This window comes from Pseudoalteromonas gelatinilytica (assembly GCF_001641615.1).
GTDB classification, from domain to species: Bacteria; Pseudomonadota; Gammaproteobacteria; order Enterobacterales; family Alteromonadaceae; genus Pseudoalteromonas; species Pseudoalteromonas gelatinilytica.
Genome location: NZ_LRRU01000019.1, coordinates 46,925 through 69,935, shown reverse-complemented (window position 1 = coordinate 69,935; position 23,011 = coordinate 46,925). Strand labels below are relative to the sequence as shown.

Annotated in this window: 17 protein-coding genes; 9 read left to right on the top strand and 8 right to left on the bottom strand. The window is 40.6% G+C overall.

The genetic code is table 11. The features are described from left to right. The first annotated feature begins 276 nt into the window (after window positions 1–276). From NH153_RS10765 to iadA, 3 genes are all read left to right on the top strand, one after another. On the top strand, window positions 277–3,204 hold the full coding sequence (locus NH153_RS10765) for a TonB-dependent receptor domain-containing protein (RefSeq protein WP_063703639.1): 2,928 nt from the start codon (window positions 277–279) through the stop codon (window positions 3,202–3,204). A 142-nt stretch (window positions 3,205–3,346) separates the two neighbouring features. Then, entirely contained in the window at window positions 3,347–4,756 is a 1,410-nt protein-coding gene (gene yfcC, locus NH153_RS10760) for a putative basic amino acid antiporter YfcC (RefSeq protein WP_063703637.1), read from the top strand. Window positions 4,757–4,767: 11 nt separating this feature from the next. Then, window positions 4,768–5,934 carry a beta-aspartyl-peptidase gene (gene iadA / locus NH153_RS10755; protein WP_063703635.1) on the top strand — a complete coding sequence of 389 codons (1,167 nt, stop codon included), beginning with the start codon at window positions 4,768–4,770 and terminating at the stop codon, window positions 5,932–5,934. Window positions 5,935–5,963: 29 nt separating this feature from the next. On the opposite strand, the gene paeA is transcribed toward iadA, so the two are convergent. From paeA to NH153_RS10735, 4 genes are all read right to left on the bottom strand, one after another. Beyond that, window positions 5,964–7,250: a polyamine export protein PaeA gene (gene paeA / locus NH153_RS10750; RefSeq protein WP_063703632.1), complete on the bottom strand. Its 1,287-nt coding sequence runs from the start codon at window positions 7,248–7,250 to the stop codon at window positions 5,964–5,966. Between the two features lie 139 nt (window positions 7,251–7,389). Next, window positions 7,390–8,082, bottom strand: a complete 693-nt coding sequence (locus tag NH153_RS10745; protein ID WP_063703630.1) for a substrate-binding periplasmic protein — start codon at window positions 8,080–8,082, stop codon at window positions 7,390–7,392. A 124-nt stretch (window positions 8,083–8,206) separates the two neighbouring features. Continuing rightward, window positions 8,207–9,316 (bottom strand): arginase family protein, encoded by a 1,110-nt coding sequence (locus NH153_RS10740; protein WP_063703628.1) that lies wholly within the window; start codon window positions 9,314–9,316, stop codon window positions 8,207–8,209. A 289-nt stretch (window positions 9,317–9,605) separates the two neighbouring features. Beyond that, on the bottom strand, window positions 9,606–10,385 hold the full coding sequence (locus NH153_RS10735) for a DUF2189 domain-containing protein (protein ID WP_063703626.1): 780 nt from the start codon (window positions 10,383–10,385) through the stop codon (window positions 9,606–9,608). A 145-nt stretch (window positions 10,386–10,530) separates the two neighbouring features. Here NH153_RS10735 and udp point away from each other — a divergent pair, with 145 nt between their 5' ends. Beyond that, window positions 10,531–11,286 carry a uridine phosphorylase gene (udp, locus tag NH153_RS10730; RefSeq protein ID WP_063703624.1) on the top strand — a complete coding sequence of 252 codons (756 nt, stop codon included), beginning with the start codon at window positions 10,531–10,533 and terminating at the stop codon, window positions 11,284–11,286. Here udp and cdd read toward each other — a convergent pair. Together cdd and NH153_RS10720 are read right to left on the bottom strand one after the other, a co-directional pair. Then, window positions 11,283–12,215 carry a cytidine deaminase gene (gene cdd / locus NH153_RS10725; RefSeq protein WP_063703622.1) on the bottom strand — a complete coding sequence of 311 codons (933 nt, stop codon included), beginning with the start codon at window positions 12,213–12,215 and terminating at the stop codon, window positions 11,283–11,285. The two genes, udp and cdd, sit on opposite strands and share 4 nt — an antisense overlap. Window positions 12,216–12,380: 165 nt before the next feature. Further along, window positions 12,381–12,749, bottom strand: coding sequence for a hypothetical protein (locus NH153_RS10720; protein WP_063703620.1), 369 nt, complete (start codon window positions 12,747–12,749; stop codon window positions 12,381–12,383). A 340-nt stretch (window positions 12,750–13,089) separates the two neighbouring features. Here NH153_RS10720 and NH153_RS10715 point away from each other — a divergent pair, with 340 nt between their 5' ends. Next, entirely contained in the window at window positions 13,090–15,129 is a 2,040-nt protein-coding gene (locus tag NH153_RS10715) for an ATP-binding protein (RefSeq protein WP_063703618.1), read from the top strand. On the opposite strand, the gene ppc is transcribed toward NH153_RS10715, so the two are convergent. Further along, entirely contained in the window at window positions 15,126–17,771 is a 2,646-nt protein-coding gene (gene ppc, locus NH153_RS10710; protein WP_063703615.1) for a phosphoenolpyruvate carboxylase, read from the bottom strand. The two genes, NH153_RS10715 and ppc, sit on opposite strands and share 4 nt — an antisense overlap. 423 nt (window positions 17,772–18,194) lie before the next feature. Here ppc and NH153_RS10705 point away from each other — a divergent pair, with 423 nt between their 5' ends. Further along, window positions 18,195–18,941, top strand: coding sequence for an SDR family NAD(P)-dependent oxidoreductase (locus NH153_RS10705; RefSeq protein ID WP_063703613.1), 747 nt, complete (start codon window positions 18,195–18,197; stop codon window positions 18,939–18,941). Between the two features lie 10 nt (window positions 18,942–18,951). After that, on the top strand, window positions 18,952–19,560 hold the full coding sequence (locus tag NH153_RS10700) for a flavin reductase family protein (protein WP_063703611.1): 609 nt from the start codon (window positions 18,952–18,954) through the stop codon (window positions 19,558–19,560). Window positions 19,561–19,575: 15 nt separating this feature from the next. Here NH153_RS10700 and NH153_RS10695 read toward each other — a convergent pair whose 3' ends face one another. Further along, window positions 19,576–20,655 carry a M24 family metallopeptidase gene (locus NH153_RS10695; protein WP_063703609.1) on the bottom strand — a complete coding sequence of 360 codons (1,080 nt, stop codon included), beginning with the start codon at window positions 20,653–20,655 and terminating at the stop codon, window positions 19,576–19,578. Window positions 20,656–20,784: 129 nt separating this feature from the next. On the opposite strand from NH153_RS10695, the gene NH153_RS10690 reads away from it, so the two are divergent. Both NH153_RS10690 and NH153_RS10685 read left to right on the top strand, forming a co-directional pair. Further along, entirely contained in the window at window positions 20,785–22,005 is a 1,221-nt protein-coding gene (locus NH153_RS10690) for a M24 family metallopeptidase (protein ID WP_063703607.1), read from the top strand. Between the two features lie 532 nt (window positions 22,006–22,537). Beyond that, window positions 22,538–22,900, top strand: coding sequence for a hypothetical protein (locus tag NH153_RS10685; protein WP_063703605.1), 363 nt, complete (start codon window positions 22,538–22,540; stop codon window positions 22,898–22,900). Window positions 22,901–23,011: the final 111 nt, after the last annotated feature.

Genomic DNA, 23,011 nt, shown 5'->3' with positions numbered 1-23,011 from the left:
AAAAGGAACATTTAAAAACGCGAGTAAGCTAGCACTGTATCGCTAGCTTTGTCAAAAGACCTTACGGATTGGAATTATGTTGAAAAACGCATTATCGCTTTGCACATATTTCTACTCTCCACACTACCTTTCGGAGTGGTTTGACGAGTAGCCACACCTCACTTCCTGTGAGGGGCTAGTTGTGTCTATAACCTACTGCCCTGTCTAAAAAATTATAACAATTATTCAAAACGTCACGGTTTTGCCGTGTGTTTTTTAAGGCAAAGGTAAATCAATATGTTTCGTCAGTTATCAATTGCTGTAGCAATCAGTGCTGTGCTGTGCCCAGTACACGCTGTGTATGCTCAAAACGACCAACAATCAGAAAAAATTGAACGAGTAGAAGTAACAGGATCACGAATTAAAGGGGTTGATTTAGAAGGAACCATCCCGCTTACCGTGCTTGACCAAGATGCAATCAAGCGCTCAGGAGCGAACACCATTCATGAGTTATTAAAAGATTTATCCGTTTTCAAAGGCGGTTCAGGTACCTTTTCAACATCTGAAAGTGGTGGTACATCAACCTCAACACCAGCGGGTCAATCAGCGGCTAGCCTCAGAGGTATGGGGCCTTCTGCCACATTAACACTCATTAATGGCCGACGTGTAGCAGCTAGCTCATTCGCAGCAGGCACTGAAAACTTTGTCGATGTGAACTCAATTCCACTTGCTGCAATTGAGCGAATTGATATTTTAGCCACTGGTGCATCGGCAATTTATGGGTCTGATGCTGTCGCCGGTGTTATTAACTATATTCTCAAAGATGACTTTCAAGGAGCTGAAGTAAACACTTCTTACACCAATAGTTTTGACAGTCATGACGAAGGTAAGAAGCAACTTAACTTGGTTTACGGCACGAATATAGGTGAAAGTAACTTAACGGTATTTGCTGATATTTACGACCGCAATGCCTTTAAAGCAACCGACAGAAGCTATACCGCAACACCTAATTTAGTGAATGGTTACTCATACTTACCCAAACTTGAGAACTCGCCGAACATTTATTACTACAGTAGTCGAGATGGCAATGAGCTACCTGCGCCAAACTGTAAAACAGAACTTGTCACGACTGAGTATGGTGAGCAAATTTGTGCTTACTATGCTAACCAAGATGATTACCTAGAAACCCCATTTGAAAGCCTTTCAACTGGCTTTATGTTTAACAGCAGCTTAGGTGATTTAGATTGGCATACCGATTTCTTCTATAGCCAAACTAAATCAAAAGCCTATTCATCACCTGCACCAATCAATCAAATAAACGATGATGATGGTCCGTATATCATAGAAGATGCGCTATTCATTTATGATAACGCTGATGGCAGTAACGACCTTATGGACCAGCTTTATATTGATCCATTTACCACTCAAGCAGGTCGAGATGTTTATGGCTTTGCATTTGATGCACGTTTTAATTCACCGCGTACTGTTGAAGTTGAAACTAAAAACTTTCGCTTAGTCAGTAGCCTAGCTGGTTACATTGGTGATTGGAGTTGGGAGTCAGGTGTAACATTTTCTCGTTCTAAGTCAGAGCAAGAAGCGATTGATGGTATTTACAACCGCTACCAATTTCATGCTGCAATCACTGGTGAATTATGCTCTGACGGTTCAACGGCTACATACGATGGAACACAGCTCAATTGTGCGCAAGGTCAGTTAATGCCATTCTACAACCCTTTTTTACAGGGTGATGCTAATAATGATACGGTGCTTGAGCTTGCAAAAGCAAACCCTAGTAGAAGTGGTGAAAGTACAGTTTACGGATGGGATTTAAACTTTAATGGCGACTTATTTACATTTAATGAGTTACCCATTTATGCTGCATTTGGTATTGAGGCTCGCCGAGAAGAGTTAAAAGATATTCCGTCTTTAGACTCTCAAGCGCGTGCTGAAAATGGTTATTTAGTTGATGTTTTTGGTTTTGGCTCGAGCTTATCAGAAGCAGACCGTACGCAATACGCTGCATTTGTAGAGTTGAATATGCCAGTTACTGAGCAGCTAGAACTGCAAGTTGCTGGTCGTTACGATCATTACGATGACTTTGGTGGAACGTTTAACCCTAAAGTGGGTTTAAGCTACCGCCCTTCAGATTCTCTAATTATTAGGAGCTCTTGGTCAACGTCGTTTAGAGCACCTTCATTAACTCAAGCTGGCGTAAAATTACGTACCACACAATCAAGCTTTGATTGCGGCGCAAATCAGGCAGTTGCAGACTTATACTGTATGGGTGATGGTACAGAAGTCAGTGTTAACAGCCTAGAACTTGGGAACCAAGCACTCAAAGCCGAGGAATCTGAAGCGCTCAGCATTGGCTTTGTGTGGAGCCCATCTGTAAATACCAACCTCACTGTCGATTATTGGCATTTTGATCATGAGCAAGTCATCGATACCAATATGACTGCCGTACTAGATAGAGCAATTACGGATGCTTCTCTTCGTCACTGTGGCTTAGTACCACAAGGCCAACAAGGTATTTCGTACGAAGAGCAGCTGTGTGAAGTAACCGATAATGCTGGCCTTAATATCGAAAGTGATGGCGCAAATCTTTCAGAGATCCTAACAAACTATATTAGTGAGTTTAACCCGCGCGAAGATGAGCTATTCCTGCCACTATTTAGAGACCATGTTATTCCACTGGAAAATACCGGCACACAAACCTTAGCGGGTATCGACTTTAAATTCGATCATCGTTTTCTTTTTGCAACAGGCAACTTAACACTCGCTTTCGATGGTACACACTATTTAGAGTTTGAGCGAAACAAACCCGGTTCAGATACAATCGAAAAGCTAATCGGCACTTATCGCTACCCTGAAAATGTAGGCAGATTCTCTATCGATTGGGATGCCGAGAGTTATTATTTAAACCTAGGCGCCAATTATACCAGTAGCTATGAGGATGATATTGAAGGGCTGCGTGGCCGTGAAATAGATGAGTTAGAAGAACTTGGCGAGCTTAATGATGAATTAAAACGCGATGTTGATGACTGGCTAGTATGGGATTTATCTGCCGGATATTTTATAAATGATGCATTATCAATCCGTGCTCGTATCGATAATATCTTCGATAAAGAACCCCCTAAACTGTATGGTTCAAGTCGAGGTTTTGATTCTATAAACCATAATGCTTATGGCAGTCGCTATACGTTAAGTTTGAGCTATCGCTTTTAGCAAGGTATGGGCGGCTTAATAGTCGCCCACACTTTTGAGCTTACGTTATCTTAAACTGACGACTCTCAGTATTAATCTTTCTTAGCAAGGGCTACAATACCTTGCTTATCTTATAAACGTCGAATGACATTTAAGTGACTTTATGAAAAACAAACAGTTTGCGATGCCAGATGCGAGCATCATTTTGTTGTGCGTCGCAGTTATCGCCTATTTTGCCAGCCTATTTATCACCCCTGGTGTCTTTAATGCAGAAAAAGACAGTCATAGTGTTGAGTTATCTCAATATCAAACAGTTTCTGACCATACCCCGCCAGCGCTTTTTGCAGAAGGTGGGGACATAGGCCTCGCTAACGTTTTATTTGAAGGTTTAGTATCAGGTGATAAGTATGGCGCTGCAATTGGCGTGATGGCGTTTATTTTAACTACTGGCGGTGCATTTGGTATTATCTTAAAAACAGGTGCTATTAATAATGGCATCATGGCATTGATTAATAAAACACAGCATATTGAATGGGTATTTATCCCGCTGCTGTTCATACTGTTCTCATTAGGTGGCGCGGTTTTCGGCATGGGAGAAGAAGCGATTGCCTTTTGTATCGTGTTATTTCCGATTATGAAACAGCTTGGCTATGATGCAAAAGTTACCGTGTTAACAACCTATGTTGCCACACAAATCGGTTTTGCAACGTCGTGGATGAACCCCTTTAGCATCGCTATTGCCCAATCCATTGCAGAGATACCTGTCTTTTCTGGCGCTGGCTTCAGAATGTTTGCTTGGCTTGTTTTTACCTCATTTGGCCTTCTATTTACTATTAAATATGCCAATTCAATCAGAGCCACAAAACAACAAACTAACCAACACCAAGACAGCTCTATTAGTTTAGATACTGCAGATAAACTAATCTTACTAACTTTTATTGCTGGCATTATTTGGGTTATTTGGGGCGTGATGGCTCGGCAGTATTATATTCCTGAATTAGCAGCGCAATTCTTTTGCCTTGGTATTGCTTGCGCTGTAATCGCTAGCCTATTCAAAAAACAAACTGCCAATGAAAGCGCAAACGCATTTAAAGAAGGTGCCCAAGAGCTCTTACCTGCAGCGCTTTTGGTTGCTTTGGCAAAAGGCGTTATTTTAATACTTGGCGGTAGCGATTTAACGTCGCCTTCGACCCTTAATACCTTGCTATACTATAGCGCAAGCAGTATTTCGGTTGTGCCCGATTATATCGCTGCATGGGGCATGCTATTATTTCAAAGTATTTTTAATTTCTTTGTTTCGTCAGGTTCTGGTCAAGCAGCCATAACAATGCCGCTAATGTCGCCGCTCGGTGATTTGTTAAATATCTCACGTCAAATTGTGGTGTTGGCATTTCAGTTGGGTGATGGTTTAACGAATATTTTTATTCCTACCTCAGCAAGCCTCATTGGCTGTTTGGGTATTGTTAAACTTGATTGGAGTGAGTGGGCTGGTTTTATTTGGCGTTTTACTTTAGCTTTATTTGGCCTTGCTAGCTGCTTTATTTTTCTCGCACACTTTATTAACTATCAGTAAAAGAATTTATTATGTTAACACTTATAAAAGGCGCAGACGTTTTCGCCCCCTCTCCTTTAGGCATTCAAGATGTTCTTATTGCTGGCACAAAAATAGTTGATATACAGCCTGAAATCACTATCGATACTTACCAAAGGATTACTACGGTCGATGGCACTCATTGTATTTTGGCCCCGGGGTTTGTGGATTCACTCGTTCATATAACTGGCGGAGGCGGCGAAGCTGGCTTTGCAAGTAGAACACCCGAAATGAACCTTACTGATGCAACAAAATATGGCACAACAACGGTTATTGCAGCCCTTGGCACTGACTCAAGTAGCCGAACTCATAGTAATCTTATTGCTAAAGCAAAGGCATTGAAAGAGCATGGACTTAATGTTTATTGCCATACAGGTTCCTATCATTTACCTGCTAAAACACTCACAGATTCAATCACCAGCGACTTAATGTATATAGATGAGTTTATTGGTGTGGGAGAAGTGGCCATATCTGATCATCGCAGTAGTCAACCCACAGTACAACAGCTGGCAGAGCTGGCTGCAGAGGCAAAAGTGGCTGGCATGTTAAGTGGTAAAAAAGGCACTGTCAGCATCCATGTTGGCCCTGTTGAAACGCATTTATCGTTACTACACGAAGTTGATAAGCTTACCGATATTTCGCTGGCACAATTTTATCCAACACACATGAATCGTAATATTGATTTGCTAAATGCAGGCATACAATTTTGCAAAGCCGGTGGCACTATCGATTTTACAACAAGTACAACTGAGTATGATCTTGCCCATGGTGAATACTCTGCCGCACATGCACTAGCCTATTGCCTTGAGAATAAAGTCGACCCAACAAAACTAACCATGAGCTCTGATGGCCATGCAAGCCTTCCTATTTTTGACAAAAGCTTTAATCTGCTTGGTCTTGAAGTCGGAAAAGAGTCTACATTGCATGGCTCATTTGTAGAAGCGGTGCAAAAGTATAACGTTTCGATTGAACACGCTTTAATGGCGATTACATCAAACCCTGCACAGGTACTGGGTATTAATAAAGGTGTTATTAAGCAAAATGCAGACGCCGATCTTGTGTTACTTGATAAAACAACGCTTGCGCCAACAGAATGCTGGTCAAAGGGTATTCATATGGTGAGTAAAGGCAAAGCAATTGTTAAAGGGGCATTTGAATAAGGCCGCAATATGCGGCCTTAAACACTAACCTAAACAGATTCAGAAATACGAGTAACGAGTAGTTGCTCGACTTTCACTCCTTCAACATCGACCACTTCAAACTTATAGCCACCGTAATTAATAAACTCAGCACGTTTTGGCAGGCGTTTCATGGTGTAAATTAAAAACCCGGCGACTGTTTCATAATGAGATTGATCTGGGAACTCTTCAATTTCGAGTACCTTGGCAAGCTCAACAACTGGGGTTAAACCGTCAACTAACCACGATGAATTGTCACGTTTAATGATTAATTCTTCACCCTGATGGGTAATTAAATCACCCATAAATCCTTTCATTAAATCTTTAACAGTAACAATACCCACCATAAGCGCATATTCATTAACCACTACGGCAAACGGCTCTGCCGCTTTTTTAAAGGTGTTTAACGCTTCAGAAAGGCTTAATGTTTCTGGCAAATAAAAAATGTCGCGGCTGATCAATTCGTTATCTATTTCAGCGGTTTGCCCTTTTAGCACCTTGCGAAGGATATCTTTTGATTCAACCGAGCCAATTAATTTATCTAAGCTACCATCACACACTAAAAAGTGGTTATGAGGGTGCTCAATAATCTTAGTCGCCACTTCTTGTGCATCGGCTTTTACGTCAAAAAACACAATTTGATCGCGTGGCGTCATCACACTTGATAAGAAACGCGCTTCTAAGTCGAACACATTCCCAATTAATTCATATTCTTGTTGCTGTAAGCTGCCGTATTCTGCCCCTGCATCCATCATCGCGACAATATCTTCTGTCGTAACAATGTCTTCTCGCTCTGCGGGTACTTTAAATGCTCTAAGTACCAAATTGGTAATGCCATTAAAAAAGACCACAAAAGGAGTTAACGCAAAGGTCACCCAACGCATAATAGACACCACGTTAACTGCAACAGCTTCTGGCATTATCATCGCTAACCGTTTTGGTAATAAGTCAGCAAATAAGATAAATAACGAAGTAATACTAAAAAACGAAATTAGAAAACTGATTTGACTCAGTAATGGGCCTTGATAAATCATCCCTAGGATCTGTTCAATATAAGGCGATAAAGCCTGCTCACCAACAATACCACCCAAAATGGCAATTGCGTTGAGGGCAATTTGAATCATGGCAAAAAAAGCCCCAGGCTGTTCTTGCAATGTCAGCACCGCTTGGGCTTTTTTATTGCCCTCGTCCACCATCACTCGTAATTTGATCTTACGTGATGCCGCTATGGCTATTTCACTCATAGCAAACAACGCACTAATCAAAATTAAAATCATAATAATGAGTAAGTCACTCATTGTAGCTCCTAAAAATTAACCGCATTCAGAGTGTTGAATGCAAACAACTTTTTGCTCGTTTAGGCTGGCTAGAGTTTGGCGAGAATGGACAAAAAGCAGCTGATTATAGCCGCTTTATAACATTCAACAAGTGCTATTTTTAATCGTTATCAGCAAAGCCTTTGATTAACTTTTCAAGGATAGCGGGATTGATGTTTTTATTACACGCAAAGTATAACTGTGGTGTCCCAACGGGCAGTTTTAATATAGGTTTTAAATCTTCAAGCGTTTTATCGCCATCACGTTCATGTTTAAACTGTTCATCACTGAGGATGACTAAATCAATGCTTGAGCGTCTGCTTTTAAGTACATCGTAAATGTTGTCAAAGCTATCAAGTAAGATCAGCTGATTACGCTCATCAAAGCCATTGTCTTTTAAATAGATGTGTGAATAGTTATTTTTTAAAACTGCAATTCGGTATTTTTTAGCTTCATCTAAGTTAGCTATTTTTACTTGATCAGATTTAAATGAATAGAATGACGCCGAAAAACCACCAATTTGCGCTACCCAAGAGAATTTATCCTCGCGCGCAGGAAGCCTTGCCATAGAAAAGATACAAGTACTGCTGTCTCTTAATGCTGCGTTGTACGAAATTGACCAAGTGTTTACTGAAATCTCATATTCCACGCCACTTTTAGCTAAACCTGATTTTACTTTATCAACCACAGTGCCGGTTAATACACCGTTTTCATCTAGGTATTGAAAATTAGGGAAGTTTTCGGTCACTACAGTAATTGCTGCAAAACATGGATGCAGAAAAAGCAGCAATGACAGGGCTAAAATTGTGCGCATAGTGAGCGATACCAAATAAATTATAATTATTTTTTATAATAATATAGCTCGAAGTTGTGGATATTGAAATATTATTTAGTGAAAAGGAATGAGCGAAAACGGGCTGTTTCCGCTCTACAGTCAATTACTTATTCATTGCATTAATTAAAAACGCTGAGATTTTAGCACCTTCTCTTAGCGTTGTTTCAGAACTTGTTTGACCAATTAATGAACTGTCCGTAAATGGCGCAATTTCCATCATATCAGCACCTGTAATTGGGAACTCGTCAGCCAATGCAACTAAAATGTCTAAGGCATGCTCTGGTGTTAAACCTCCTGCTTCTGGTGTGCCAGTCGCTGAAGCAAAGCTTTCATCAAGTGCATCAATGTCAAAGCTCACATAAAGCTCATCAACGTTATCAGCTTTAAGCTGTGCAATGACTTCTTCGGCAACCGCTTTAGCACCACGCTCGATAATTTCGTGTGCCCAATGTTGCTTAACACCAAAGGTATCTTCCCAATGTTGCTTTGGTTTGCCACTTGAGCGGATACCAAATTGAATCAAGTTACGTGGTGCTGGTAAGTATTCAAGAATATGTGTACACCACGAACCAAAGCATAAATCGATACCTAAACGCTCTACTAATAAATCGGTATGAGCATCAAAATGAATGATGGCTGTGCGTTTACCCGCATCACGCTTTGCTTTTAAGTAGGCTTTAGTCAGCGGGTAGCTTATTGAATGGTCACCACCAATGCCGAAAATGCCCTTTTCTGGGTAATTTGCATAAAAGCCATCACATACATCTTCAGTGATAGACAAAGGCGATACATGGTATTCGCTGTTTTCATCAGCATAGAGTGCTTTTTGACAGTTTGTGATGGTCGCATCGTTAAGGTATTTATCATGCAGTAAATGTGGGATCACACGTACATCGCCTAAATCAAAGGCACGCGCTTGTGGCTGCTGATCAATTAAAGTAGAGCGTAAAAATAGTGGGCCCCAGTTAGCACCACGTAAAATACCACCACCACAGTCAGAGCTAATACCTAAAATCACCGCTTTGTGCTCAGAGTCAGCCAGTGTTTTGAGAGACTCTTTCCACAGCACATCAACATTATCTGTTTGACCATATAATTTAGTACGTAATGCATCTTTACGCTCTTTTGCTGTATTTACAGTAAATACGCCATCTCCTGGAGGACAAAGACACTGACTTAGTTTTTCGTGGAATGCTTTTTGTGTGTTACTCATCTCTACTCCGCTGATCATTGTCTGCATATTCATGCGTAAGCAAAAAACTTACGCAATCAGGATTGTATTGTGTTTAGTTCGTTGTGTCTCAATAAACACCTAACAAACAAAACATATAACATACTGATATTAAAGAGTTATAATTTTAATGCAGAAGAATTTAAACTGCTCTAGTTAAATAAGAGCGCTGTATTTTGGCAGGTATAACATGCGCGAAAAGAAAGTCAAATTTTACGGCAACCCACTCGGTTGCCGCATTAGATTTATATTCAGACAGAGTGAATACTCATTATTCGTAGCCTCTTGGCTTCTTAGTTTTGATCACCGCAATATAGGCATGCCAACTGGCATAACTAAGTAACGGCATGATTACGATAAATCCGGCAGTGCCTGTAATAAAGCCGACAAACACCAAACACAAAATCAAGCCAGCCCAAACTATCATGGCACCCGCATTTGTTTTAACGGCATTAATAGACGATATTACCGCAGTCATAATATCAACACGGCGCTCCATCATAATTTGCGGTGTGAAAGCAGAGATAGCAAATACAGCCACCAGTAAGATACCCCCTACAATACTACCGAGTGTTAAAAACGCCGATAGCTGCTCAAAACTGGGATTAACAACATTTGGATATAACGCATGAATAAGCGCTGCTAAGCGCATCCAGACGATCATAATCACCATTAATAACACGGCAAAGCCCCACTCACCTGCAGGATTCCTAAACATTGATTTCAAACTGTGCATTAATGTTGGTTTATGGCCTTTCTCAAGTTCCCAGGCAACATCGTATAGGCCGGCAGCAAAGGCAGGGCCAATGAGCGCAAAACCAACCACCGCAGGCAAAATAACTAAGTGTGTATCAAACTGATAAACAAAATACATTATCGTTGCAGGTATCAGCGTAAAAATTAATCCGTAGACTAAACTAAGTATGGGCGCATTCGCGATATCTTTAAATGCAAGTGCTAACCAATGAAAAGGCGCACTCATTGAAATGTGTGAGCTTTCTAAACAACGTGCAAACTCATGATGTTTACTCATAGAAGATGAAGCAGGCATAATATATCCTCTTTTATCGTGACATCTTTAGGTTTAGGTTATCTGTGCAATTCTTGCAACATTCGTAATCTAATAGGACATCTGTCCTGTACTTTGAACACATATGATTAAAGTATTACGCTTTAGACAAAAATAAGGTTTAATAATGGAAAAGGTATTTCACTTAGGGCTTACTCGTCAGGACTTAAACGGCGCAACCCTTGCGATTGTCCCAGGCGATCCTGACCGCTCAGCACGCATTTCAACTCTTCTCGATAACCCAGAATGCTTAGCGAAGACCCGTGAATTTCATGTATACCGTGGTGAACTTAATGGCCACACCGTTGTTGTTTGTTCAACTGGTATTGGTGGTCCATCAACCTCTATCGCTGTTGAAGAGCTTGCACAGCTAGGTATTGATACCTTTTTGCGTATTGGCACGACCGGTGCGATTCAGCCACACATTAACGAAGGCGACATTTTAATTAGCCAAGCCTCTGTACGTTTAGATGGTGCAAGCCAGCACTTCGCTCCTCTGAGCTTCCCTGCAGTGTCTGATTTCTTTGCCACTCAAGCGATGGTCAATGCGTGTGATAAATTAGGCATTAACTTCCATATTGGTATTACTGCATCAAGTGACACCTTCTACCCAGGTCAAGAGCGTTACGATACCTATTCAGGTTATGTACCACGAGCTTTCCAAGGTAGCTGCGAAGAATGGCAAAAGTTAGGTGTGATGAACTATGAAATGGAATCAGCGACTCTGTTTACTATGTGCGCGGCACTCGGTTTGCGTGCAGCGTGTGTTGCAGGTGTATTAGTAAATCGTACTAAACAAGAAATCCCTAATGTTGACCACGGCGAGATTGAGAAAAAATCAGTCGCCGTCGTCATCGAAGCTGCAAAACTATTACTTAATTAAACGTTACTTAGTTTCGCAATATAGTGCTCAAATGCTGGTGGGTTTGCAAAGCTTGCCAGCACACTTTTAGCCACCTCATACTGATTTTCTGCGCCTTGCGTTTCGAGTAAGGTAATCGCTTTTACACACTTATCATCAAAAGTTAAGCCCGCAAGGTAAAACTGACTCAATGCACTTTGTAGTGGAGATAGGCTTGGACTATACGCTGCATTTTCGGCATAGCTGCCGTAAAAGTCACCTTCATCAAAAGTCGTTAATTTCACCGCACTAAAATTACCTGTGTATGGCACGTATGCATTGAGTGCCAATGCAACAAGTTTAGGGTCATCAATCGTAAGATCAGTAAATTGTTTATCACTTTGCTTATGTGAGAATAAACACGCTTCATTACCTAAATCTTTTGGGCCAAATGAATAAGGGAGTAACTCGTGCAAATTAAAATCACGCTCTGGTAATAAAATTTCCAATGAATCTGCGGTGCTCAATTCATTCATAAATTGGCGGCAGTAACCACAGGGTGCATCACTGATTGCGATCCTTTGCACTGCTTGCGCACCATTAAGCCACGCATTATTAATCGCTGATTGCTCAGCATGAACGACTAAACTTAATGCTTGATGAGAAAACTCAACATTCGCACCAAAATAGAAATTTGTTTCGCCTTGCTTGTTTAACCCTACTGCAATCGCGCCCACATAAAACTTTGAAATTGGTGCGACAGAAAATAAACTTGCGACGGGTACGCAGGCTTTTAGTAACTCAAGTTGACTCACTTGAAACTGCTGACAAAGAGAAGAAATATCTGTTTGAGATAAGATGCCACGTTGCTTTTTAAGCTGGGCAAATAGCGTGTTTTTTTGTTGTTCATTGAAGCTAAACGTCTCTGATTTTAGAGCGTTTTCGCTTGCATCAATCCTAGTTGCTGTCATAACAAATTATAATTATTAATTGGCTAAACAGTTTAAAAGGTTACGTGGTGAATTACTAGGTTTTGCGCTTAATCGTCTCGATAATTAGCACAGCAAAAGCTGATAAATCACCGTATTTGTAAGCTCAGATATACACAAAATTATGAGCCATGCTAGTTCGACGATTTATTGACGAACTAGCCAGTTTTTTGCCTTGTTAAAACATTCAAAGTTTTCTGCTTGCAGGTTATAGCGCTTTGCTTTTTGCACAAATAAGTCGTGCATAAAACCATCAAAGCTAACTACAATAGCTAAAACCGCTTGTTTTAATGAATTAGCGATCACAGGCATGATGGTAAACAAATCAGCCGGTGCAAAATCATGAGTCAATTCAGACACATCAACAAGAATTTTTTCTGACCCATATAATACAGAATATTGGTGGGCAATTTGATAAAAATTAATCACATCCTGTGCACTTGCAGTCCCTCTTAACGTCATCATAACGAGTGACGTCGATGCATCATATGTAATGCAAGTAGACACGTTTGGCATAAGTTACTCTAAAAAAGCGTGGGTATTGATTTTTGGCTTAACAGTAGCTGAATCAAAAAGCTGGGCTATTTTATTGATATCGCCCCCCTAGTCAATACCTAGCAAAAAAATAGGTATGACCAGTCATTAATTTCAGATTTTAGGATTAGTTTTAGTTTAATTACTTGTTAGCTGAATTCATCTTTCATTTACTTTATACACAAGTATGAGTTTTCCTTTCCTAGATTAAGCTTTTTCAGATAAACCTCTATTTAGTTAAAATTTATAATATTTAGCGTTATTTAGGCAGCAAAATGGGTGAGTGTTTTTTGCACTCATTTATGAAATGGATTGGTGTGTCATGAAAACGCGTTTGGTTTTACTATTTAGCTTTATGCTGTTGATTTTTATAAATACAACAGAATGTAATGCAATGCCGACAGATGAATTTGAGGAGCTCAGAAACTCTATCAGACTCAGCTATGCAGACTCACCTCTTGACGGGCTAAAGTTTGTCAATGCACTGATTGAGACCACCGACCTTACATTAGAACAAAAGATTATTGTTACTAATTACAAAGCGTGGTTTTTACTTGAAACAGAGCAATTAGAATCCGCCGTGGAAACCATTGTTAAGTATATGAATATGGTTTCACAATCCAATGAAAAAGACTTGATGTATGGCTATTTCAATATTTCTGGGGGCATTTATGCGCGCCTTGGCCTGTATGAAGAGGCCTTAGCCTATTACCGCGATGCGATGCCGTTTGCACAATCTCGTGATGAACGTTTGATCTACCAAACCGAAAACAATATTGCACTGATTAAACTCAACCTAAAGCGATATGCTGAGGCTGCAATTGCATTTGAAAAGTATCGTGACTATGCACATAACAATAAGCAAACACTCAATGAATCGTTTGCAAGTAATAACTTAGCCCTTGCTTTGATTGGCCTAAAACAATACCCAGAAGCACTTAACATTATCAATCAAGCTATGCGTTTACAAACTCAGTTTGATTACACAACGCATCTAGCGGCAAGCTTAATCTTAAAAGGAAAAGTATTACGTTTTCAGGGCTTATTAGCCGAGTCTGAGAGTGTGCTTAATGATGCGTTTAAGCTTATTGAAACGAAACAACTTGAGAGTGAACAGCTCAATATTATTCTTTGCTTAGCGCAAACTTACGAAGCGCAAGGCAACACTGATAAAGCGCTCGATATACTCGCCTCTGTCGAATCATACACGCTCAACCACGCTCACTTTGAAACCCAATTATCCATCGCAAAATTAACAGCTGAGCTTTATGAGCAAAAACAAAGCTATGCTGAAGCACTAAGTGCTTATAAACAATACTCTTTGATCAATGAAGCTATTTTAACGAGGCAAGCAAAAGTTAATTTAGCCAAAGCACTAGCTGAAGCTGATGTGGCGAGTAAAGAAGTTCGAATCTCAGAATTAACCCGTGCTGAGCAAATTAAAGCAACTAAAGCAGATGCATTTAAAGACCTCACCATAGTTGTAAGCATATGTTTAGTCGTAATTTTATCTGGCTCTTTCATCGCTATTAATAGTATCGATAAGCAAAAACAAACCCTTGCAAAAACCTTAGAACAACTAAGCGATACGCAAAATCACGTCATCGAAATTGAGAAAATAGCGTCTCTCACCGCACTTGTATCCGGTATGGCGCACCAGTTAAATACACCTATCGGCACTATCGTCACTGCCAGTTCATTAATTGATGATTATATGGAAGGTTTAGAAGAAAAGTTTAAAGCGCGTGAACTATCCAGTAAACATTTTCATAAATTCATTACCGATACCAATAGTGCAAAAGAATTGGTGATAAGCAGTATTAACCGCTTAGCCGGGATTGTTGAAGAGTTTAAAGCGTTGAATGTATCAATACATCTCGATAAACCAATGAGTAAAATTCAATTGCCTAGCTATTTAAAACACCGCTTAGCCCCCTATAGTAAGCACTTAGGGAAACAAATCGAGTTTAAAATTCATGGCGATGAAGTGGCCATTACCTCCTACCCAACTATCTTGAGTGATGTATTAAAAACTTTAGTGATTAACTCCTGTGAGCATGGCTTTATTCATTCAGATCAGGGGGTGGTCGAAGTAACTATAAAAGCCTTTACGCATGTGGTTGAAATTACCTATCAAGATAACGGTGTGGGTATCAATGATGAGATCTTGCATGAAATATTTACGCCATTTTATACAACAAATCTGGGTGGTAACCATCTAGGGCTGGGCTTAAACGTGGTATTTAATGCGGTTAAATATAATCTTAGAGGGAAAATAAGCGCCGAGTCATGTAAACACGGCGCTCGTTTTGTGATTAGCTTGCCAATCGATGCAAGGTTAATCGATGACACTAGCTATTAGCCGGTATTACGCATACCCGCAGCAATACCTGTCATAGTGATCATTAATGCATTATCAATATCACCTGCTGAACTTTCGTCTGCTTCACGTGAACGACGCAGCAACTCAACTTGTAATAAGTTAAGTGGATCTGTGTACGGGTTTCGAAGCGCAATTGACTCTTTGATCCAAGGTTGATCAGCAAGTAAGCTCTTCTGTGGGCTTAGTGATTGAACAAGCTCAATCGCTTCGCTTAGCTCTTGACGTAGTTTTACACCAAGTGGCTTATATTGCTCTGTTACCAATGCATCATCGTAATGCGCACTTAACCAACTATCGGCTTTACTGAATACCATTTCTAGCATCTCTAAACGAGCACGGAAGAATGGCCATTTTAAGCTCATTTCGTGAAGTGTCTCGATGCCATACTTATCTAGCGCAGCTTTAAGACCGGTTAACGCACCTAACCAAGCAGGTAGCATTAAACGGTTTTGGCTCCATGCAAAAATCCATGGAATAGCACGTAGGCTCTCTACGCCACCGTTCGGATTACGCTTCGCAGGGCGAGAGCCTAGTGGCAATTTAGAAAGCTCTTGCTCTGGCGTTGCCATTCTAAAGTAAGGAACAAAATTTTCATCATGGCGCACAACTTGGCGGTAATGCTCACACGAATCAGCACTGATCAGTTCCATAACATCACGCCATTCGCTCTTCGGCTCTGGCGGTGGTAGCAGGTTACTTTCGAGTACAGCACCAGCGTAAATATTTAAGCTTTGTAGAGCAACAGCTGGTAAACCAAACTTAAAGCGGATCATCTCACCTTGCTCTGTTACACGTAGGCCACCTTTTAATGAACCTGGTGGTTGTGAGCGTAGTGCTTGCGCAGCTGGAGCGCCACCACGACCAACCGTACCACCACGGCCGTGGAATAAAATCAATTCAATGCCACGCTTTTCAGCTAATTGAACAAGTTTATCCATTGCTTCATATTGTGCCCAACCAGCAGCCATCATACCTGCATCTTTTGCAGAGTCTGAGTAACCGATCATGACATTTTGTTGGTTTTGAATATGACCACGGTACCAGGTGTTATCAAGTAAACATTCGATAACATCTTTACCATTATTTAAGTCGTCTAACGTTTCAAATAATGGTGCAACCGGTAAGTTAAACTTACAACCACTTTCTTTAAGCAGTAACTGCACTGCCAGTACATCAGATGCAGTGCGAGCCATCGAAATAATATACAAACCAAAAGTTTGTGCATCTTGCGCTGCAATGACATCGAATGTATCAAGCACTTCTTGTACTTCTGGGCTTGGTTGCCAATGTTTTGGAATAAGCGGACGACGCGAATTTAGCTCAGCAAGTAAGAACGCTTGTTTGTCTTCTTCTTGCCATTGATGGTAATCACCCAACCCTAAATAACGTGTTAGCTCAGAGAATACATCACCATGACGTGACGAATCCTGACGTACATCGAGTTTAGCAAGGCGCAGACCAAAGCTATTTATACGACGCAACACATCAAGCAGCAAGCCATCGGCAACCACTTTCATGTTGGTCTTAATAAGCGAGCGATAACACACTTCGATTGGGTGTTTGATCTGTGCGATATCTTTGATTAAATCTTCAGAATCAGTGCGCTTTTTCTTAATTTTTGCGCCTAAATGGGTCACTGTTTCAGCAATTTGATTCTTTAGATTTTTCAGAACGGCACGATAAGGTTCAAAGTCTTGACCTGCAAGTTCAATAAGTTCATCACTTGCATCAGACATTGATAACTCATTGCTTAGCGTTTCAATATCACGCGAATACAAATCAAGCGCCATCCAACGACCGTGATCGAGCACTTGTTGAGTCACTTCAGCGGTAACGAATGGGTTACCATCACGGTCACCGCCCATCCACGAAGTAAACTCAATTGGGCTGTAATCAATCGGTAATTCTAAATCAAGCTCGGCTTTTACATCGTCGCTAAATTCTCGTAAGAAGCGAGGTACTGCATGCCATAAGCTATTTTCTATAACCGCAAAGCCCCATTTAGCTTCGTCGATTGGCGTTGGGCGTGAACGACGAATATCGTCGGTATGCCACGCTTGGCTTATTAGCTGAGCAATACGGTTTAATAAGTCAGCACGCTCACTAGGTAAATTGTCTTTACGCTCGAGTGATGCAAGACAATCACTCAATTCAACGTGTTTGTTAATCATAGTACGACGCGTCACCTCTGTTGGGTGTGCGGTGAGTACAAGGTTTATGTGGAGTTTTGAGAGTGTTTGTGCCAAGTGATTAGGATCAACCTGACCATGCTTTGTTGCTGTTGCTAACGCTTTTAATGTTTGAGTGAGAGGGTTTAGTTGGCAAAAACCAACATCATTAAAGCGTGAAACGGTATGAAATTGTTCTGCAACATTAGCAAGATTCAAAAAATGATTAAATGAGCGTGCAACCGGTAATAGTTCTTCATCTGTGAGAGCGTGTAGTACATCGATAAGCGCTTTTCTGTCGGCTTCGTTACCACTACGTGACGATTTAGATAAAGCACGAATTTCTTCTACCTTATCTAAAATGGCTTGTCCTTGTGCATCTTTAATGGTTTGACCCAGCATTTGTCCAAGCATACTAACATTACCGCGAAGTGCAGCGTATTGTTCACTCATTCTCATACTCCTTTCTTTTACTAAGTTGAAAGTACTTACTGCACAGTATTTAACCTAGCACGAACGCAGCTAAATACTGATCCTTTTTATTAATATCATTGTCGGCGTTAATTTAATAGATCGAATTTTCTAACAAACTCGTAAAAAAGAATAACCAATCTCTCAACATAAAAGTGTAATAAATACGCACTCTAGTCCGGTTTATCGTTTGACGCTCAATACAATTGGTAAAATGGACTTACCAATTTAAAAGACAAAAACCGCATAAATTAAGGCATCGCTACTGTGAGTTTGGTCAAATTTTTATCCGTCTTTTTTATGTGTATTAATTGTGAGAGAAGAACAACAGCGTAATTTTTACTTTATTCAATGATGAGAATTTGAACGAAAAAAATTTTAATTATTTTTACTAGTAGGTCAAAAATGCAGCTTTATATAGTGTGTGGTGCAAGCAGTGAAATAGCGAAAGCTTATTTCACTGCACTAAAAAATCATATCCGTTGTGGTCATATTGTCACTATCAGTCGCGGTGAATTTAAGGCGACTTTTGATGAAACAGCAAACAATGAGATCAGCCACCAGCATTTTAAAACTGATTACTCAGATAAAAGCTTAAGTGGCATTGCTAAAGAACTAGCCAGTGGCCACTATGATTTAACACAACTGATGATATTTAATGGCCTACTGCATGATCCAGAGCACGTACCTGAACGTAAACTTGAACAAATATCTGAGCAACACTTTATAAACAGCATGCAGACAAACGCCCTACTGCCAATTCGCTGTGTGGCTTTATTCTCAACGCTTTTAAAGCCGCAAGTAGCTACGGTTATCTGTGCGTTGAGTGCACGTGTTGGTAGTATTAGCGATAACAAGTTAGGTGGTTGGTATAGCTACCGAGCGTCGAAGGCGGCATTAAATATGTTATTTAAATCTGCTGCGATTGAACTTAGCAGACGCTATAAAAAATGCCACTGTGCGTTATTTCACCCAGGTACCACAGATACGCCATTATCAAAGCCGTTTCAGGCTAATGTGCCCGAAGGTAAATTATTTACCCCAGAGTTTGTTGCCGAGCAGCTGTATTCATTAATAAGTGATGCTGACTATTTACAACAATCACAAAACCCTGCCTACTTTGACTGGCAAGGTAAACCCATAGACTGGTAACAGGACAATTATGCATTTAACAAAGCAAGTCATTGCTGATTTAGAAAACCGCTACCGCGCCCACTTAATTAATAGTTTGTCTGGATTTAAAAGTGCCAACTTAGTTGGCACACAAGATGGTAACGGCCAAACTAATTTAGCGATTGTAAGTTCAGTATTTCATCTTGGCGCACATCCCCCTTTGGTCGGCATGATCATTAGGCCTCATTCAGTGCCTCGCCATACCCTAGAGAACTTATTAGCAACTAAACAGTACACGATTAACCATGTGAACAAAGACATTTATAACAAAGCACATCAAACATCGGCACGCTACGATAAAGACGAGTCTGAATTTGATGCAACAGGGCTTACTACTGAATACCTAAATGACTTTACAGCGCCTTTTGTTAAAGAAAGTAAGCTTAAATATGCGCTTGAGCTGAAAGAACACCACCACCTTGCCATCAATGGCACTGAGCTGATTATAGGTGAAATAACCGATATCTATTTAGATGAGGCGTGTTTGCAAGAAGATGGCTTTGTCGATATTGAAGCCATTGGTACAGTAGCGGTGAGCGGGCTAGATAGTTACCATGTAACTGAACGTTTAGCCCGCTTAGCATATGCTAAAAAGTAACTTTTAATTTAAGCACTAGATTATAAATGGCTTAGGCGCATGGGTTAGCACCTCAAAACCAGATTCGGTGACAACTATGTCATCTTCTAGGCGCACACCACCATAGCCTGGTATATAAATGCCGGGCTCAATGGTGATCACATTACCAACTTCAAGGCTGTAGTCTGTCAGTGTGTTGATAAATGGTACTTCATGCAAAAATAGCCCTAAACCATGGCCAAGACCTTTGCCCGCGTATTCGCCAAAACCTGCATCAGCAATCACCTTGTTTGACATGGCATTTAAATCTAAACAATTAACGCCCGGTTGAACCATTTCAAGTGCCGCATTTTGCGCATCAAGAACAGTATTATAAATACGTGTTTGTTTTTCTGATGCTTCGCCAATAATATAACTACGAGTCATATCAGAGCGATAGCCATTTACAACTGCACCAAAATCAAGGGTTACAAAGTCACCTTGCTTTAAAACCTGATCTGACGGGTTACCGTGCGGCAAGGCTGAGCGCTCTGCAAACAGCATGATGGTGGCAAACGACATTCCTTCTGAACCAAGCTTTTGCATTCTAAATTCAAGCTCTAAGGCAAGGTCACGCTCGGTTACACCCGGTTTAAAATAAGGCAGCGTTTGTGCTAATGCTTCATCAGCGATGGCTGCGGCAGCCTTTATTTGCGCCACTTCCCAGCTATCTTTAACGCGTCTGAGCTTTTCTATTAAGCCGTTTACTGCTGTTAAAGTATGGCCGCTAAGATCATCTGCCACACCTTGCCAAATGGCTACCGTGACATAACTTGCATCAAATGCGACATGGCTGTTTGGGTTAAGGTGCCTGTTAATACAATGACCAAGAGTTTCGTTGTCTCTGTCTCGACAAACAACTTCAAACCCTGTTGTTTCAGCAATTGCACGTTGGTGGTATCGGTAATCAGTGATCAACACACACGCATTTTGAGTAATTAATGCATAAGCAGCATTACCGCTAAAACCACTTAAGTAACGAATATTTTCATGACCAAGTACTAACATGGCGCTGTAACCTTGTTGTTCTAGCAAGGCTTTAAATTCAGCTTGTCTTTTTAAGTAATTAACTTGCATTGTCGCTCCTTATTTTTTGCGAATGCTAACAGTTATAGCCACAAATACGAATATTATGCGATTAGTCGCAGTGAGTTTGCATCAGCTGTTTACTCAAGCCACAATGCACAAAAAACCAAGGAGTACACAATGACAACATATGGTATTGGCACACAAACGCCAGAGCAGGCGCTTGACTCTTTGTCAGATATGACAACAGATTTAACCCCTATTCAAAATGACGAGTTTCATGCGCGTATCGCAAAAGCACAAGCGTATATGCAAGCAAACAATATTGATGCAATTTATTTAAATGCAGGCACTAACCTAGCCTATTTTACAGGAATGCGTTGGTACGCAAGTGAGCGTTTAGTTGGCGCTATTTTACCTGCTAAAGGTGATGTGCAATACATAGCGCCGTTTTTTGAAATCGGCAGCTTAAATGATTTTATGGTGATTGACGGCCCAATTCGTGGTTGGCAAGAGCACGAAAACCCTTACCAATTGTGTGTTGAAGTACTGTCAGAAATGGGCATTAGCAAAACAGGCACCCTTGGTATTGATGAAAGCGCACAGTTTTTCATCTACGACGGTATTAATAAAGCGAACGGCGATTACAACATTGTTAACGCACAGTGCGTTACAGCTCACTGCCGCATGCATAAATCAGCCAATGAACTTGCCTTAATGCAACGTGCTATGGACATGACTTTAGAAGTACACAAAGCAACGGCAAGTATGCTTTATGAAGGTATCACCACCACTGAGGTTGAAGCCTTTATTAAAAAGGCGCACCAAAAAGTCGGCGCGCCGGGTAACTATTTTTGTATTGTATTATTTGGTGTTGCGTCTTCTTTCCCGCATGGCGTTAAAAACCCGCAAACCCTTAAAAAAGGTGATGTGGTACTGATTGATACTGGCTGTAAAGTGCATGATTACCTCTCTGACATTACCCGAACTTATGTATTTGGTGAAGCAACCGAACGTCAACGCATGTTTTGGCAACACGAGAAAAATGCCCAACTTGCTGCTTTTGCTGCCGCAAAAATTTGTGAGCCATGTGGCAAAGTAGACGATGCTGCAAGGCAGTACCTAGCCGAAAATGGCATGGGACCAGAGTATCAAACACCAGGCTGCCCACACAGAACAGGTCATGGTATTGGTTTAGATATTCATGAATGGCCATACCTTGTGGGTGGTAACCCGACCCCACTCGCAACAGGTATGTGTTTTAGCAATGAACCTATGATTGTCGTACCTGATGAGTTTGGTATTCGCTTAGAAGATCATTTTTATATGACAGATGAAGGCCCGCGCTGGTTTACCGAGCCTGCTCATAGCATTGATGACCCATTTGGCTTAGCTAAATAAACATAATTGAATACAAAGTAAAAAGCGCCAAAGGCGCTTTTTTGTTGTTTAAGATTTACGGAGAGAAGCACTTCTTTGGATAGAAATAAGATTGAGCAGGATGGCTCTTTGATAGAGTTATATCTTTAGTCGTAACTCGTTTCTGCCTCAAAGTGAGTTACGAAACGTAAAAGCTTGCTGTTTATCTATATTTATACAGCAATAAATTTTACATTGTTTTCTGTATATAAAGTTCTCGCGTTTACGCCCCATCTGACGTCTCGTTTTTTGGATGACTTAATCGAAACCCCAAAGTAAATGTTAGGTGCTTAGTAGTTTCTACAAGTATATATGGAGACTTGATTTGGCTCTTTAATAAAAATTCCCCACGTTCTACAAATTCAAATAAAAACAAGCATAGAAATAACGTCGCTAACATGTTAAAAAGATTAGTGGTTTTAATACGAATATAACCCAAAGCTTAAATCCAAATACAGGTTTAATGAGCGTTCGGGTAATACACTGGTAGCAGTATCTCAGGAAAGTTGTAAATATGGTCGATTACGAGCTTATGAAATCTTACGATATCTCTGACACTGAAAGTGTCACTATTGTAATTGATGAAGATGTCCCTTCGATAATTGTATTCACAGAAGATGAACAAAGAATAGGGAACATCGATCTATCTGAAGTTGATGAAGGTTTTTACATTGTGTGGATGTATCTGGATCAATTAAGCAACAAATATAAAAAGAAAGGAATTGGCCGAGCTTGCTTGGAGTTTTTTTCTGAATCATATCAAATGCCAATTTATGCGGCTAAGAATGATGGCCATCCAAGAGAGGATGGCAGTCACCTTACTGGCGATGCTCCTGGGTTTATTTCTAGAATGAGAAGTGAAGGGCTTGTTGTTTAGTATTGTTCACAAGATGGTTAACACGTTACCTTCTTTAAAGGATAACCAAGACACCTCTCCTAACTTATTTGAAAATAGGGTTTTCAGTGTCTTTCTTGAATTGAGGGAGCT

Excerpts from the sequence above, each read along its gene's own strand:
- cdd (WP_063703622.1), bottom strand. The coding sequence starts at position 12,215 with ATGACAGCAACTAGGATTGATGCAAGCGAAAACGCTCTAAAATCAGAG.
- paeA (WP_063703632.1), bottom strand. The coding sequence starts at position 7,250 with ATGAGTGACTTACTCATTATTATGATTTTAATTTTGATTAGTGCGTTG.
- ppc (WP_063703615.1), bottom strand. The coding sequence starts at position 17,771 with ATGAGTGAACAATACGCTGCACTTCGCGGTAATGTTAGTATGCTTGGA.
- NH153_RS10705 (WP_063703613.1), top strand. The coding sequence starts at position 18,195 with ATGCAGCTTTATATAGTGTGTGGTGCAAGCAGTGAAATAGCGAAAGCT.
- udp (WP_063703624.1), top strand. The coding sequence starts at position 10,531 with ATGGAAAAGGTATTTCACTTAGGGCTTACTCGTCAGGACTTAAACGGC.
- NH153_RS10700 (WP_063703611.1), top strand. The coding sequence starts at position 18,952 with ATGCATTTAACAAAGCAAGTCATTGCTGATTTAGAAAACCGCTACCGC.
- yfcC (WP_063703637.1), top strand. The coding sequence starts at position 3,347 with ATGAAAAACAAACAGTTTGCGATGCCAGATGCGAGCATCATTTTGTTG.
- iadA (WP_063703635.1), top strand. The coding sequence starts at position 4,768 with ATGTTAACACTTATAAAAGGCGCAGACGTTTTCGCCCCCTCTCCTTTA.
- NH153_RS10690 (WP_063703607.1), top strand. The coding sequence starts at position 20,785 with ATGACAACATATGGTATTGGCACACAAACGCCAGAGCAGGCGCTTGAC.
- NH153_RS10715 (WP_063703618.1), top strand. The coding sequence starts at position 13,090 with ATGAAAACGCGTTTGGTTTTACTATTTAGCTTTATGCTGTTGATTTTT.
- NH153_RS10745 (WP_063703630.1), bottom strand. The coding sequence starts at position 8,082 with ATGCGCACAATTTTAGCCCTGTCATTGCTGCTTTTTCTGCATCCATGT.
- NH153_RS10695 (WP_063703609.1), bottom strand. The coding sequence starts at position 20,655 with ATGCAAGTTAATTACTTAAAAAGACAAGCTGAATTTAAAGCCTTGCTA.
- NH153_RS10685 (WP_063703605.1), top strand. The coding sequence starts at position 22,538 with ATGGTCGATTACGAGCTTATGAAATCTTACGATATCTCTGACACTGAA.
- NH153_RS10735 (WP_063703626.1), bottom strand. The coding sequence starts at position 10,385 with ATGCCTGCTTCATCTTCTATGAGTAAACATCATGAGTTTGCACGTTGT.
- NH153_RS10765 (WP_063703639.1), top strand. The coding sequence starts at position 277 with ATGTTTCGTCAGTTATCAATTGCTGTAGCAATCAGTGCTGTGCTGTGC.
- NH153_RS10740 (WP_063703628.1), bottom strand. The coding sequence starts at position 9,316 with ATGAGTAACACACAAAAAGCATTCCACGAAAAACTAAGTCAGTGTCTT.
- NH153_RS10720 (WP_063703620.1), bottom strand. The coding sequence starts at position 12,749 with ATGCCAAACGTGTCTACTTGCATTACATATGATGCATCGACGTCACTC.